The organism is Rhizobium sp. CIAT894, assembly GCF_000172795.2.
GTDB lineage: Bacteria > Pseudomonadota > Alphaproteobacteria > Rhizobiales > Rhizobiaceae > Rhizobium.
Window position 1 is genome coordinate 318,774 of record NZ_CP020952.1, and the last position, 14,207, is coordinate 332,980.

Consider the following 14,207-nt stretch of genomic DNA (forward strand, 5'->3'; position numbering starts at 1 on the left):
TTACTATATGCCGCGATTCGTGACCGAATTACAAATGCTTAACCAAAAGGCAGATCGAGCCACGAAAAACGGGTTCGGCAATCCGGCAGTTTCCGGGTCCAATTACCGGTGATTCGCACCCGCCCGAAGCGCCGGCGAGCAAGGCCGATGCCCCCATTATGCACATGAAGTTCATTGAATTTTTTGCGACGCCGCCGGCGGCCCAGAAAGCCTATTGTCCGTCATTTTTCAGATGGTTGTTACCGGCAGCGCGTAACGGCGGCCTGCGCCCGGCGGCGGCCTGACGGGGTGATCCAGGATTGCGATCGACCCGCAGGCGAAAATAAGCCGCCGGTCAGTTTGAGACGGCTGAGAAAAGGCGATGAGCGAACGGCCGGCAAAATGCCGATCGGCATGATCTAATCCGCCATCGATTGGTAGAGCCATTCGGAGAGCGTCTCGGATGCCATCCGCGCACCAGTGCCCGGAAGCAGTGCATCCTCGGTCAATTCGACACCGAAGTACGACGTGGACGGATCGGTTATCACCGGCCGCTCGTCTTCGTTTGCGGTGAGATAGATCCGTGCGATCTCATCGACACCGAACTGTTCCGGGCCGCCGATCTCGACGATACCGCCCAAAGGCATTGAGACGGTCAATTCGGCAAGGAAGGCGGCGACCTCACCGGCTGCGACAGGTCTCATCAAGGCTGGCGGCAATCGAACGACATCGCCTTGCGCACCGATGTCGATCAATCCGCTGATGAACTCGTAGAACTGTGTGGAGCGGAGGATCGTATAGGGCCGATTAGACGCCCGGATAAGATTTTCCTGCACCATTTTCGCGCGAAAATAGTCGCTTTCGACGAGCAGCGGCGTGCCCACGACGGAAAGGGCGAGATAATGCGCAACACCGGCCTCAGCGGCGGCCGCGAGCAAATTCTTCGTCGATGCCTTGAAGAAATCCAGGGCAGCGCTGTCGCCGAAGGAGGCGGCGTTGGTCACATCGACGACGATGTCGGTTCCCGCTATCGCCGCTTCGAGGCCCGCGCCGGTAACTGTATCGACGCCAAGTGACAAGGATGCCGCCGTGACCTCATGGCCTGAGCGGCGCAGGCCTTCGCTGAGCCGCGTTCCGATGAGGCCGCTTGCTCCTGCCACGGTAATTTTCATGTCGGCATCCTCGCGATCGATTGCATCGACAATGACCGGAAAGCCAAGAGCCTTCCATCATGCATGAGGGTGGCTACCTTAGCCCTAGGTATAGCCGAGCAGACCCAAGGTTTAGGATGGCGAGCGGGAACCGCAAACGGCCTCCCCTCCTCGCTGGCGCTGAAGATCCGGTCGGCGGGCGCAACGCTACCTCTCCGCGCAATCTATGGATTTCCATGAGTTGCGGCTGTGGTGCTGCGGGATTACGGTTCGAGTATGAGCTCGCCGGCCCCGACATCAAGAACGAGTGCTGCACCGAATGCTGGCGATCCCCGCGCTTTGCCTGCCCGACAGGAGCGATTGATGATGAGCGTCTGGTCGCACCGTCCCCGATCCCTGTATCTGGGGCTTTTCATTGCAGCCTATGTGCTCGCCTGCGGCTTCGCCCAGTCGCTGGCGATCGTGCCGGGAACGGGTATTTCCATCTGGCCTCCGGGCGGACTTTTCATCGCGACGCTCGTCCTCGCCTCCAGGCGCAGCTGGCCATGGTGGATAGTGGCGGGCTGCCTTGCCGAGTTGTTCAGCAATGCCCTGTGGTTCTACAGTCCGCTGCCTGCGGCCTTCCTGATCTATGTCGGCAATGCTCTTGAAGCGGTCGTCGCGGCATGGTTGGTCGATCGGAGTTTGAAGCGTCCGGCTCAGTTGGAAACCTTGCAGGAGGTTCTTGCATTTGTCGTCCTGGGCGCCGGAATTGCGCCAATCGTCAGCGCAACGATAGGAAGCGCGACGCTCGCCTGGTTCGGCATTCAATCGCAATCCTTCCTGACGGCCTGGCCGCTCTGGTGGATCGGTGACGCAACCGGTATCCTGATCGTCGCGCCGCTGGCACTCACAGTCTTCCACAACTGGCGCGACAAGACCCGGCTCTCGGCTGCCCAATGGCTGGAAGCCTGCGTCCTGGGGCTGATTTTTCTCGGTGTCGCCGCCCTTTCGCTCAGCGGCTACCTTCCCTTCGCCTATATCATCATGCCGCCGCTTCTTTGGGCCGCGGTCCGCTTCGAATTCAAGGGCGCGGCCATATCGCTTGCTCTCCTCGCCCTGATCACTGCCATCTTCACGATCACAGGCGCCGGCCAGTTTATCGGCGATCCCGGCTCCCAGAAACACCAGCAGGTCATGCTGCAGCTTTTTCTGGCCATCTCGGCGTTTTCGGCGCTCATCGTCGCCGCCATATCAAGGCAACACCAACTGGCCGTGCTGACGTTGCGACAAAGCGTGGAGACGTTACGCGAGCGGGAGCAGGAACTCTCGCAGCTCGTCGACATGGTTCCGAGCCACGTCTGGCGCCTGACGCCCCAGGGCGAACCGACCTTTTTCAATAGACGAATGGTCGATTTCCTCGGTCTCGATGTCGCAGATTCGGACAGGCCCGATATGAGCCGGCTGGAGGCGCTCATCGAGGCCGTCATTCATCCCGATGATGCAGCCGGTTTCAGGGATTCGCTCAACCACTGCCTCGCCACCGGCGAAAACTTCGCGTTGCGGTATCGGCTGCGCCGCGCCGACGGCGTCTATCACTGGATGTCGAGCCGCGCCGAGCCGCTGCGGGATCAGACTGGGAATATCGTCCAGTGGTACGGTCTTTGCCACGACATCGACGATCAGGTCCGCGCCGAAGAGGCCGTGCGACAGAGCGAGCGAGCGCTGCAGCAGATGATCGACGCGGTGCCGGTCCGCGTCTGGAGCGTCGAGCCGACGAGCGGGTCGGTCTATTTCAACAAACGTTATCAGGACCATTTCCGCGCCGTCATCGCCGGTTTCGACGCTCTCGGCGAGCCGCGCATCGAAAAGCTTCTACAGCAGCTGATCCACCCCGAAGATGCGCCCGGCGTTCAGCGCACGCTGCGGAATTGTTTCGAAAACGGCAACGGCACGGCGATGCGGTTTCGCTGGCTCGAAAAGGACGACGTCTACCGCTGGGCGGAATGCAGGGTGGAACCCCGGCGCGATGACGACGGAACCGTCGTGCAATGGTACGGCGTTTCCCTCGACATCGACGAGGAGGTCCGCGCCCTGGAGGCACTGCGTGATCGCGAGCGAGAACTCTCGCAGCTCGTGGACATGGTCCCGGCCCAGATCAGACGCTTGACGCCGGAAGGCGAGCCGGTCTTCTTCAACAAGCGCCTGATCGATTTTTTCGGTCTCGATGTAGGGGATATGGATAGGCCCGGCATGAGCCGGCTCTCATCGATCATTCACACCCTCGTTCACCCCGATGATTCAACGCGACTGCTGGAGACGGTTCACCACTCCCTTTCCAGCGGCGATCCCTTCTCGATAAAATACCGCATGCGCCGTGTCGATGGAGCCTATCGCTGGGTCGACGGCCGCGCCGAGCCGCTGCGGGATCAGAACGGCGCGATCGTCCAATGGTATGTGATATCGGTCGACATCGATGATGAGATGCGCGCGCAGGAAGCGCTGCGCGACCGGGAACGGGAGCTTTCGCAACTCGTGAACATGGTTCCGAGCCTGCTCTGGCGGCTTAATCCGGAAGGCGCTCCGACCTTCTTCAACCAGCGCCTGATCGATTTCCTGGGTCTCGACATCCCTCATATGGAAAAGCCGGGAGTGAGCAGCCTCGCGGCGCTGATCGAAGCTGCCGTCCATCCCGACGATGCGGGGAGCCTCGCCGAAGCTCTCAACCATTCCTTCGCCACCGGCGAGCGCTTCTCCAAGCAGTATCGCCTGCGGCGCGCCGACGGCGTCTACCGCTGGGTCAAAGGCAGCGCCGAGCCGCTGCGGGACGAGAGCGGGCAAATCCTTCAGTGGTACGGCCTCACCAATGACATCGACGATCAATTGCGCATCGAGGAGGAGTTGCGGGAGAGAGAACGTTCGCTCTGGCAAATCGTCGAAACGCTGCCGGCAATGATCGATTGCGCAGCGCCTGATGGAGAACCGGTATACCGCAACCCCCAGCTCCGCGACTTCCTCGGATATAAGCTCGAAGAGCTTGACGGAACGGGAAAAACCCGGCTGGACGGCACGCTCGATGCCGGCGTTCATCCCGACGACGTGGCGGGTGTCAAAGAGAACTACGCCCATTCATTGGCGTCCGGCGAGCCCTATGCGCGCAGACATCGTCTGCGGCGGTTCGACGGCGAATATCGCTGGGTCGAAACACGCGCCGCGCCGATGCGCAATGCCGAAGGCGTCATCATCCAGTGGAACGTCATATGCCTTGATATCGACGGTGAGGTTCGGGCGGAGGAGGATCTGCGTCAGGCACGGGAGGGCCTTGCGCGGGCGAGCCAGGTTGCGAGCCTCGCCGAGCTTTCGGCCTCCATCGCCCACGAGGTGAACCAGCCGCTGGCGGCCGTCGTCGCGAACTCACATGCCTGCCAGCGCTGGCTCCTGGCCGAGCCGCCAAACATGGAGCGGGCACAGAGGACGGTCGAGCGCATCATCCGGGACGCCAACTCGGCCGCGGATGTCGTCAGCCGTATCCGCGCCCTGTTCAAACAATCCGCAGACAGGAGGGCTCATACGGCGCTTTCGGGCGTTGTCAACGAAGCGCGCAACCTCATGGCCGAGGAAGCGGCACGCCGCCGCGCCCGGATCGCGGTGGAGATCGATGGCAACCTTCCGCTCATCGCCATCGACCGCGTCCAGATCCAGCAGGTTCTGATCAATCTCATCCGCAACGGCATCGAGGCGATGGATGCCATTGCCGGCGACAGGGTGATCGAGATGCGCCTGCGCCACATGGGCAACGCCGTCCAGACCGAGATCAGCGATCGCGGCCAGGGGATCGCGTTCCCCGAGAAGATGTTCGAGCCTTTCTTCACCACGAAGGAAAACGGCATGGGCATGGGTCTGGCGATCTGCCGCTCGATCGTCGAGCTGCACGGCGGACGATTGTGGGCAGAGAAGAACAATCCGCACGGAGCGACGTTGATCTTCACCTTGCCCATTGAAATGAAGGCAGCGTCATGACGAGAGACGATCATATAGTCTTCATCGTCGATGACGATGAGCGCATCCGCGAAGCACTCGGCGAGCTGCTGGACTCGCATGGCATGCGCGCCATCGCCTTCGAATCGGCCGGCGATTATGTGAAGACGGACAAGCCGGATGTCCCTGCCTGCCTTATCCTCGATATCGAACTGCCCGATATCAATGGCCTCGACCTGCAAAGACAGATCGCCAACGGCGATCATCCGCCGATCGTCTTCATCACTGGACATGGCGACATCCCCTCCTCCGTGCGTGCGATCAAAAGCGGCGCTGTAGATTTCCTGACCAAACCCTTCAGCGATGCCGATCTCATGGCGGCAATCCACGCAGCGATTGCCCAGGATCAAGAAAAGAGGTCCGAACGCGCCGAAATCACCGCGCTGAAACAACACTACCTCGAGCTGACGCCGCGGGAGCGCGAGGTGCTGCCGCTTGTGGTCAGCGGTCTTTTGAACAAGCAGGCGGCAGCCGAACTCGGCATCAGCGAAGTCACGCTGCAGATCCACAGACGAAATGTGATGCAGAAAATGGCGGCGGCATCGCTCGCCGATCTCGTGCGGATCGCGGAGAAACTGGAAATACCGATTACCCACTCGCGCCGGGTGGGGGGGAATTGAACATGAACGAGACAAGACATGTCGTCGCAATTGTCGACGACGATCCAAGACTGCTTGAATCGATGGGCGACCTTCTGGAATCGGCGGGTTATGTGGCCCGCGGCTTCTCGTCGGCGGGCTCGCTGCTCGTCAACGGGCTGTCGGACCTCGACCTTCTCATCACCGATATCGGAATGCCGGGCATCGACGGGTTCGAACTGCGTGACCTGGTGAGCAAGTCACGCCCGGAGCTGCCGGTATTCCTTATCACCGGGCGCCACGAGATAGCGGATCAGAGCCGCGCGCAAGGCGCGGGCGGGTTTTTCCGCAAACCTTTCGATGCCCAGGCCCTGCTGGCGGCCATCGCCAACGCTTTGCATAAATCGACAGATGGAGGGTAACATGAGAGTTGACCAGCCGTTGCTGCGGAGATCGGCGCCGTTATCATTGCAATACAGATCTGAAGAGGCTGAGCCGCTCGTCCTTATCGTCGATGACGACGTATCGGTTCGCGAGGCGCTGTCGGAGCTGATCCTGTCGGCGGGTTTCCGATCGGCCAGTTATGCCTCGACCCGCGAACTGCTTGACGCCGACATCCTGGATAGTCCCGGCTGCCTGATCCTCGACGTGCGGATGCCGGGGGCAAGCGGCCTCCACTTGCAGCGTCATCTGGCCGAAAACGGCATTCCCAAGCCGATCATCTTCCTGACGGGCCATGGCGACATCCCGATGACCGTCCAGGCGATGAAGGCCGGCGCCGTGGACTTTCTCACCAAGCCGGTGCGAGACCAGACGCTGCTCGACGCCATCACCGCAGCCATAACGATGGATACCGAACGAAGGGCGGAAGCCGCGGTCTCCAAGCGCAACATCGAGCGCCTGGAGACGCTGACGCAGCGTGAACGCGAAGTTCTGCACGAAGTGGCGCACGGCCGTCTCAACAAACAGATCGCCTTCGATCTCGGCATCAGTGAAGTGACGGTCAAACTGCATCGCAGCAATGTCATGCACAAGATGGAGGCCGCTTCGATCGGCGAACTGATCCGGGCATGGGAGACATTGCCGGCGCAGATGCGTCAGGCTGGGTCGCGTTAGCTTTTAGCCACATGCCTATAAGGGGTGCAGGCTGTCCAATTTAATGCGCACCGTATCCGATTCGCGCCAAAAAAGACGATCCGGCACCGACAATGGGTTTCGGCGCCGCACCCTTGCGTTATCTCTAAATTAAAGCTCGGGGATATGATCAGGTGCCCGGCTTTGATTCCCCAAAGGAGATCACGCCTTGAACAATCTATCGTCCGCCGCGCCTTCCCCTGAAACCGACGCCTTCGGCAACGAAGCAACATTCCTGTCGGCCCTGGGGAATGCCAAACGGCTTCACATTCTGCATCTGTTGAGCGCAGGAGAAATGTCCGTGACCGTCCTGGCTGACGAAGTAGGATTGAGCCAATCTTCGACTTCCCAGCATTTGGCAATTCTTCGGGAACAGGAACTCGTGCAGACGCGAAGGGCTGCCCAGACGATCTATTATTCACTTCAATCGAGAGCTGCCAGGGTGATGCTCGACACGCTCGCCGACATTTTCGGATCGCATCCTCGTACAATAGTGGAACGTGTCCGAACCGTGAACGCCTGAGGCAAATGGGGAAGGTACTGCCGCTGAATCAGGGGCAAGGTCAGCGAGCCATGCTTCTGCTTGCTATTATCGGGAAGTATCGGGGCGCCTGAGCTTTGGTATCGGGACTGCAGGCGTGCGGGCGGAATCCGGCTGACCGCATGCCGATGCGCATTGACGGCACGAATGCCATGCCGGCAATTCTCCCAGAAAAACCGGCAGGCAGACATAGGCTTTGGTTTGCTAAGCACGCTCCGGCCGTATGACTGGGCGAACTGCGCGGATTCTGGGAGGTTCGGGGCGTGAGCCGTGTTAACCGAACGCGACAGGGATGATGAACACAGGGGTTTTTTCGGTTTCACCCTGTGGCCGACGAATTGGCAGGCGAGCGTCCCACCTGTCCGGCTCCCACCTTTTTTGCTGCAGGACCGGCCGCTTCCATGCGGGCAACCGCCGGTCCCGTTTTTCAGCGGATCAGGCGAAGGCGTAAGAGCCGTCCGGACGCTTCGGCACGCGCCGCTGCCAATGGATGTAACCTTCATCCTCCATTGCCTTCTCGTCCATTTCAACGCCCCAGCCGGGCCGGTCGGGCCGCAGTTCCAGATAACCGTCCTTCGGCAGATAGGGATCGACGACGTAGCGGGTTTCCCCTTCACGCTTCTCGATATCGAGACCACCATAGACATAGGCTTGCCCCTTCGGCAGCCGGTATTCGAGGATGCGGAAATTCTGCGCCGCGGCCGAAAAATGCACGTTGACCGCCGTTGCAAGCGGTCCCATCGGATTGTGCGGCGCAACGCCGACGAAGAAGGCCTCGGCGAGCGTGGCAATGCGGCGCATTTCGCTGATGCCGCCGACGACGCAGATATCCGGTTGGATGAGATCGGCGCCCTTGACCTGCAGCAGCCGCAGGAACTCGTTTCTGTTGTAAAGCGACTCGCCGGTCGCCAGCGTGCAGTTGAGACCCTGTTTCAGGTCGCCCCAGGCCTCGATATTCTCGGGCCGTAGCGGCTCCTCGAAAAACAGCGGATCGTAGGGGGCCAACGCATTGCCGAGCTGACGCGCGGCGACCGGCTCGAAAATCTTGGCATGCGCGTCGAAAGCGATCTCGTATTCGTCGTTGACCGTTTCGCGCAGCGAACGGAAATAATCCGCCGAAGCTTTGACGACATTGCCCCAGCGATTGGAATGCATGTCGATCCGCCAGGGGCTGAGCTTGAAGGCGGTGAAGCCCCATCCCTCCTTCAGACGATCGAATTCGTCGCGAGCCGCCGGCGCATCCGGCGCGGTGTAGACCCCGGCATAGACTTTGATGCGGTCGCGCACCTCGCCGCCGAGCAGCTTGTAGACCGGGACGTTCGCTGCCTTGGCCGCGAGATCCCACAGGCAATGGTCGAGCGCGGAGATCGCGGCAAGGCCGAGCGCGCCTGGGGGGAAGCGGCTTTGCTGGATCAGCAAATTGACGAGATACTCGACGCGCGTCGGGTCCTGGCCTGAAATAAATCCGTAGAGATAGTCGAGCAGCGGCGGCAGCGCCTTGTCGGGGCCGTGATTGTAGCATTCGCCCCAGCCCGTCAGCCCGTCATCGGTGTCGAGCGCGACGATTACGCGCGGACGGTCCTTATCGCGGGTCATGAAAACCCGCATGCGGTCGATCTTCATCATTCTGTCCTTCTAGCGATTGAAATAGCTGCGGCGCGCCACGCGCGTCTGCACGTAGACATGCTCGTTGTCGGTTCCGGGATTGTAGGCGCCGGCGGCTTGCGGCACCGAGACATTGCCGCCGCTCGGGAAGCGCGCGACGAATTCCTCGTCGATATCGCAGCCGAGCCCCGGGCCATCGGGAACGGCGATCAGGCCATCGACCTGCTGCGGATGCGGCACGATCGTCTGGCGGCGGCCGTCCCAGTCGTCGTCGAGGCGCTCGAGAATGAGGGCGTTGGGGATCGCTGCCAACAGATGCAAGGCTGCATATTCCGCCACCGGCCCGAGCGAGCCCGAATGCGGCGCCATCTGGATATGATGGGCTTCGGCCATGGCGGCGATCTTCTTCATCTGGGTGATGCCGCCGGCCCGGCCGGTGTCCGGCTGGATTACGTCGACCAGTTCCTTCTCGATGAGTTCGCGCTCCCCGAAGATGGTCGCCGAGCGCTCGCCGGCCGCAAGCGGCACGTAAGCGGCGTCGCGAATGCGACGGTAGCCGTCGATATTCTCCGGTGCGATCGGATCTTCCACCCACATCAGTTCATAGGGTTCGAGCGCCCGCACCAGCCGGCAGGCATCCGCGGGCGTCAGCCACGGTGGCCCATGCAGATCGATGGCGATATCCATATCGTCGCCGACGGCATCGCGGAGTGCTGCGACCTTGCAGACCGGGTCGGCGACGCCGCCGCACTTGATCGCCTTGATGCCGCGCTCCTTGAGCGCAAGCGCCCGTTCGGGCGTATTCGCATGCGAATAGATCGGGATCCGATCACGCACCTTGCCGCCGAGCAGCATCCAGACCGGCACGCCGAGCGCCTTGCCCTTGATGTCCCAGAGCGCCATATCGATGCCGGTCATCGCACCGCCGCCGACCGTTCCGAGCATGCCATGGCCCATCATCGCGACATGCATCTTCTGCCACAACCGTTCGATATGGGCCGGATCCTCGCCGATGAGGAGAGCCGCAAGATCATGGATCGCCGTCTCGACGACACGCGGCCAGCCCGAGCACTCGCCGATGCCGGTGATGCCCTCGTCAGTATCGATCTTCAGAAAGAGCCAGTTCCGGGTGCCTCCGAACTGCTTGGAGGCCGCGCCGCCCGGACGATGATCGGAAGCCCAGTTCGAAGGATCGGGCTGACCGACTTGCATGAGAAACGTGCGGATTCCGGTGATTTTCATCTCTGAGAACTTCCATTCTTCAGATTGTCGGGCTTCGGATGATCGGGCGCGACGTAGCGGAAACGTCTGGAATGATCTCGGTCGCGCGGATCGGGGCGCGGGATCGCCGATATCAGCGCCTGGGTGTAGGCGTGCTCGGGTGTGCGGCAGACCTGCTCCGCCTCGCCGATTTCGACGAGCTGGCCTTTGTACATGACGCCGACACGATCGCACATGTAGCGGATGACGCCGATGTCATGGCTGATGAAGATATAGGCAAGGCCGAGTTCGTCCTGCAGGCGCATCAGGAGATCGAGCACCTGCGAGCGCACCGAGACGTCAAGCGCCGAGGTCGCCTCGTCGGCAACGATGACACGCGGATTGAGCGTAATGGCGCGGGCAATACCGATGCGCTGGCGCTGACCGCCGGAGAATGCATGCGGGTAACGTTCGCGCGCCCTGGGATCGAGGCCGACCTGCTCCATCAGATGGCAAACGCGCTCATCCAGCACCCGCCCCTTGGCAATGCCGTTGACCAGCAACGGTTCGCCGATGATCTGGGATACGGTCATGCGCGGATTGAGCGAGCCGAACGGATCCTGAAACACCATGCGCAACTCCCGCCGTGCGGCGGCCAGCGTCTGGCCTTTTGCCGTTGCCAGATCGATGATGTCGCCGCTGGCGTTGCGATAGAGGATTTCGCCTGCCGTGGGATCGAGCAGCCGCATGATCGAGCGGCCCATCGTCGTCTTGCCGGATCCACTTTCGCCGACGATACCGAGCGTTTCGCCCGGCAGAAGCGAAATGGAGACGTCGTTCAGCGCTTTCACCTCGCCGAAGTCCATCGACACGTTGCGCAGTTCGAGGATCGGCGCTTTGGTTCTGTCGAGCGGCGGGCGCGCCAGGCGGATCTCGGCCTTCTGCTCCAGCTTCAGCACCGAGCCGATCAGCATGCGGGTATAGTCGTCTTGCGGCGCATGAAAGATCTGCTCGACCGGACCGTATTCTTTGGCAACACCGTGATGCATGACGAGCACATCGTCGGCGATCTGCGCCACGACGCCCATATCATGCGTGATGAAGAGAACAGCCATGCCGTTGGCTTTTTGCAACCGGGCGATCAGGTCGAGAATTTCGGCCTGTGTCGTCACGTCGAGCGCCGTGGTCGGCTCGTCGGCGATCAGCAGCTGTGGTTTGCAGGCGAGCGCCATGGCAATCATCGCGCGCTGGCGCATGCCGCCGGAATATTGGAAGGCATATCGATCCAGGGCTTTTTCCGGTGAGGGAATCTCAACCTGCTTGAGCAGCGAGATGGCCTCGGCCCGCGCCTCTGCCTTGCTCATCCTGGTGTGCAGCCGAAGAGCCTCGACGATCTGGTTTCCGACCGTGTGGATCGGCGACAGCGACGACATCGGCTCCTGGAAGATCATCGCGATGTCGCGGCCGCGGATCGCCCGAATCTGGCGCCCGCGTGGACTGAGGCTGGTGAGATCGGTCGAGCCGCCGTGTTGATCGTTCAATACGATCGATCCGGCGGCGATGCGGCCGGGCGCATCGACGATCTGCAGGATCGAACGCGCCGTCACCGACTTGCCGGATCCGCTTTCGCCGACGACACAGAGCGTCTTGCCCGGTTCGATCGAGAAAGACAGATCGCTGACGGCGCGAAACACGCCGGTGCGCAGAGGGAACTCGACGGTCAGGTTTTTCACCTGGAGCAGCGGCCTGCCGGCAATGGGAACGATATCGGTCATGCCGGCCTCATTTATTGTAGGGGTCGGCCGCGTCGCGCAGGCCGTCGCCGAGAAGGTTGAGCGCCATGACGGCGACGACGACGGCACAGCCCGGCATGAAGAGCCAGGGCGCCGTGGCGATCGAGCGGATGTTCTGGGCCTCGCGCAGTAGCACGCCCCAGGAGATCGTCGGCGGCTGCAGCCCGAGCCCCAGGAAGGAAAGAGACGTTTCGGCAAGGATCATTGCCGGCACAGCAAGCGTGATCGATGCGATGATGTGGCTGGCAAAGCTCGGCAGCATGTGACGAAAGATGATGCGCCCCTCGAGAACGCCGTCGAGCCTAGCGGCGGCGACAAACTCCTCGGTGCGCAGCGATAGGAAACGTCCGCGAACGACGCGGGCGAGTTGCGCCCAGCCGGTCAGCGACAGGATGATCGTGATCATCATATATTGCAGCGTCGCCGGCCAGTCCTGCGGTAGGGCCGCGGCCATCGCCAGCCAGATCGGGATCGTCGGCAGCGACAGCACGAAATCGATCAGCCGTTGCATGAAGAAATCGATGCGGCCGCCGTAATATCCCGAGATACCGCCGATCACGATGCCGAGCATCAACGACAGAAAGACGCCGACAAGGCCGATCGACAGCGAGACCTGCGAACCCTGCACCGTTCGGCTGAAGACATCGCGCCCAAGCCGGTCGGCGCCGAACAGAAGCAGCGGCGTCGTCTTGTCGGGCGAGGCGATCAGATGGATGTTGGTGTTGAAGAGGCCGAACACGGAATATTCGTAGCCGCGCCCGAAAAACTGGACGTCGACACGTTTGGTCGTGTCTTCCTTGAAGATGGCGGCCAGTGTTTCCGGATCGCGGGTGAGCTTCATCGGGTAATAATGCGGGCCGAAGGAGAACCCGTTCTGAGTATCGATCAGATGCAATCTCTGCGGCGGATGAAAGGTTGCCCGCGCATTTTGCAGGTTCGGATCGTTGATGGCGAAGAAGCCGGGAACCAGGGCGACGATATACATCATCACGGTGACGACGAGCGCCACCATGGCCAGCTTGTGGCGGCGAAACGCCCACCAGATCAGTTGCCACTGCGATGCGACGGCCGCGCGGTCCGGCTGAATGTTTGTAACGGCGATGTCGGCCATATCAGACTCCTATTCCAACCGGATGCGGGGATCGACCAGCGCAAGCAGGATGTCGCTGATCAAAGAGCCTATCAGCGTCAGCGCGCAGATCAGCAGAACGAAGGCGCCCGCCAGATACATGTCCTGGGCCATCAGCGCCTGCAGCAGCAAGGGTGCGGCCGTCGGCAGATTGAGGACGATAGCGACGACGACCGAGCCGGAGATGAGGTTGGGCAGCAGCCAGGCAATCGTCGAGATGAACGGATTGAGCGCGATCATCATGGGGTATTTCATCAGCAGCCGGAATTCCGACAGGCCCTTTGCCCGTGCCGTGGTCACGTAAGGCTTCGGCAGTTCGTCGAGCATGTTCGCGCGCATGACGCGGATGAGGCTCGCCGTCGAGGAGACGGCAAGGATGATGACGGGAAGCCAGAGATGCGAGAAGAGATCGCCCATCTTGGCAAAGCTCCAGGGCGCATTCTCATATTGCGGCGAAAACAGCCCGCCGACATCCTGGCCGAATTCGACCGCCGCGATATACATCAGCACCAGCGCCAGCAGGAAGGACGGAACGGCCAGGCCGAAAAATGTGAATGCGGTGAAGAAATAGTCGCCGATCGAATATTTGCGCACGGCGGAAAAGACGCCGATCGGCAGGGCGATCGCCCAGGTGGCGATCAGTGTCGAAAGAGCCAGGACGAGGGTCAGCGCCATGCGCTCCCAGATCAGATCGGAGACCGGCTGCTGCCACTCGAAGGAGATGCCGAAATCGCCGCGCGAGAGGATGCCCCACATCCATTTGAAATATTGGATGAGCATCGGATCGTCGAGGCCGAAGCGCTCGCGCAATTGCGCCGCCGTGTTCTGATCGACGATCTCGTTGGAGGCCGCCAGCGTCGCGATATAGGTGGTAACATAATCGCCCGGCGGCAGCTGGATCAGCACGAAAGCGAGGAAGCTGACGGCAAAAAGCGATGGAATCATCCATAGAAAGCGTTTGGCGATAAAGACCAGCATGGGGCGCCTCTTGCATTGAACGCCGCCCACCAGACCCTGTCGGCTGTCGAAGCCGGCAAGGCGTCTCGGAAGGCGAACCGAAGAAAGCGCCGTACCGTGGGT

Annotated in this window: 11 protein-coding genes; 5 read left to right on the plus strand and 6 right to left on the minus strand. The window is 61.3% G+C overall.

All coding sequences use genetic code 11. From position 1 onward, the window contains the following. Positions 1–398: 398 nt before the first annotated feature. Complete coding sequence (locus RHEC894_RS30410; RefSeq protein ID WP_010069195.1) at positions 399–1,151, minus strand: NAD(P)H-binding protein; 753 nt, start codon at positions 1,149–1,151, stop codon at positions 399–401. Positions 1,152–1,493: 342 nt separating this feature from the next. Here RHEC894_RS30410 and RHEC894_RS30415 point away from each other — a divergent pair, with 342 nt between their 5' ends. The 5 genes from RHEC894_RS30415 to RHEC894_RS30435 all read left to right on the plus strand — a co-directional run bounded on the left by RHEC894_RS30415 (position 1,494) and on the right by RHEC894_RS30435 (position 7,382). Beyond that, positions 1,494–5,129 carry a PAS domain-containing protein gene (locus tag RHEC894_RS30415; protein ID WP_085740359.1) on the plus strand — a complete coding sequence of 1,212 codons (3,636 nt, stop codon included), beginning with the start codon at positions 1,494–1,496 and terminating at the stop codon, positions 5,127–5,129. Beyond that, positions 5,126–5,767, plus strand: coding sequence for a response regulator (locus RHEC894_RS30420; protein WP_085740360.1), 642 nt, complete (start codon positions 5,126–5,128; stop codon positions 5,765–5,767). Before RHEC894_RS30415 ends, RHEC894_RS30420 begins: the two co-directional genes overlap by 4 nt. Before the next feature lie 2 nt (positions 5,768–5,769). Beyond that, the gene (locus tag RHEC894_RS30425) at positions 5,770–6,147 is read left to right on the plus strand and encodes a response regulator (RefSeq protein ID WP_085740361.1); all 378 of its coding nucleotides are present in this window, start codon (positions 5,770–5,772) and stop codon (positions 6,145–6,147) included. Position 6,148: 1 nt separating this feature from the next. Further along, on the plus strand, positions 6,149–6,841 hold the full coding sequence (locus RHEC894_RS30430; RefSeq protein WP_085740362.1) for a response regulator transcription factor: 693 nt from the start codon (positions 6,149–6,151) through the stop codon (positions 6,839–6,841). 187 nt (positions 6,842–7,028) lie between these two features. Continuing rightward, positions 7,029–7,382, plus strand: coding sequence for a metalloregulator ArsR/SmtB family transcription factor (locus RHEC894_RS30435; protein ID WP_085740363.1), 354 nt, complete (start codon positions 7,029–7,031; stop codon positions 7,380–7,382). A gap of 453 nt (positions 7,383–7,835) precedes the next feature. On the opposite strand, the gene RHEC894_RS30440 is transcribed toward RHEC894_RS30435, so the two are convergent. From RHEC894_RS30440 to RHEC894_RS30460, 5 genes are read right to left on the minus strand one after another with little or no spacing between them, the layout of a single operon-like run. Next, positions 7,836–9,023: a galactarate dehydratase gene (locus tag RHEC894_RS30440; protein WP_085740647.1), complete on the minus strand. Its 1,188-nt coding sequence runs from the start codon at positions 9,021–9,023 to the stop codon at positions 7,836–7,838. Positions 9,024–9,035: 12 nt separating this feature from the next. Next, positions 9,036–10,247, minus strand: a complete 1,212-nt coding sequence (locus tag RHEC894_RS30445; RefSeq protein ID WP_085740364.1) for a mandelate racemase/muconate lactonizing enzyme family protein — start codon at positions 10,245–10,247, stop codon at positions 9,036–9,038. Then, the gene (locus RHEC894_RS30450) at positions 10,244–11,980 is read right to left on the minus strand and encodes an ABC transporter ATP-binding protein (RefSeq protein WP_085740365.1); all 1,737 of its coding nucleotides are present in this window, start codon (positions 11,978–11,980) and stop codon (positions 10,244–10,246) included. The genes RHEC894_RS30445 and RHEC894_RS30450 overlap by 4 nt, the downstream gene beginning before the upstream one ends. Before the next feature lie 7 nt (positions 11,981–11,987). Further along, positions 11,988–13,109, minus strand: a complete 1,122-nt coding sequence (locus RHEC894_RS30455) for an ABC transporter permease (protein ID WP_085740366.1) — start codon at positions 13,107–13,109, stop codon at positions 11,988–11,990. A gap of 9 nt (positions 13,110–13,118) precedes the next feature. Further along, a complete protein-coding gene (locus tag RHEC894_RS30460) occupies positions 13,119–14,105 on the minus strand; it encodes an ABC transporter permease (protein WP_085740648.1) in 987 nt (328 codons plus the stop codon). Positions 14,106–14,207: the final 102 nt, after the last annotated feature.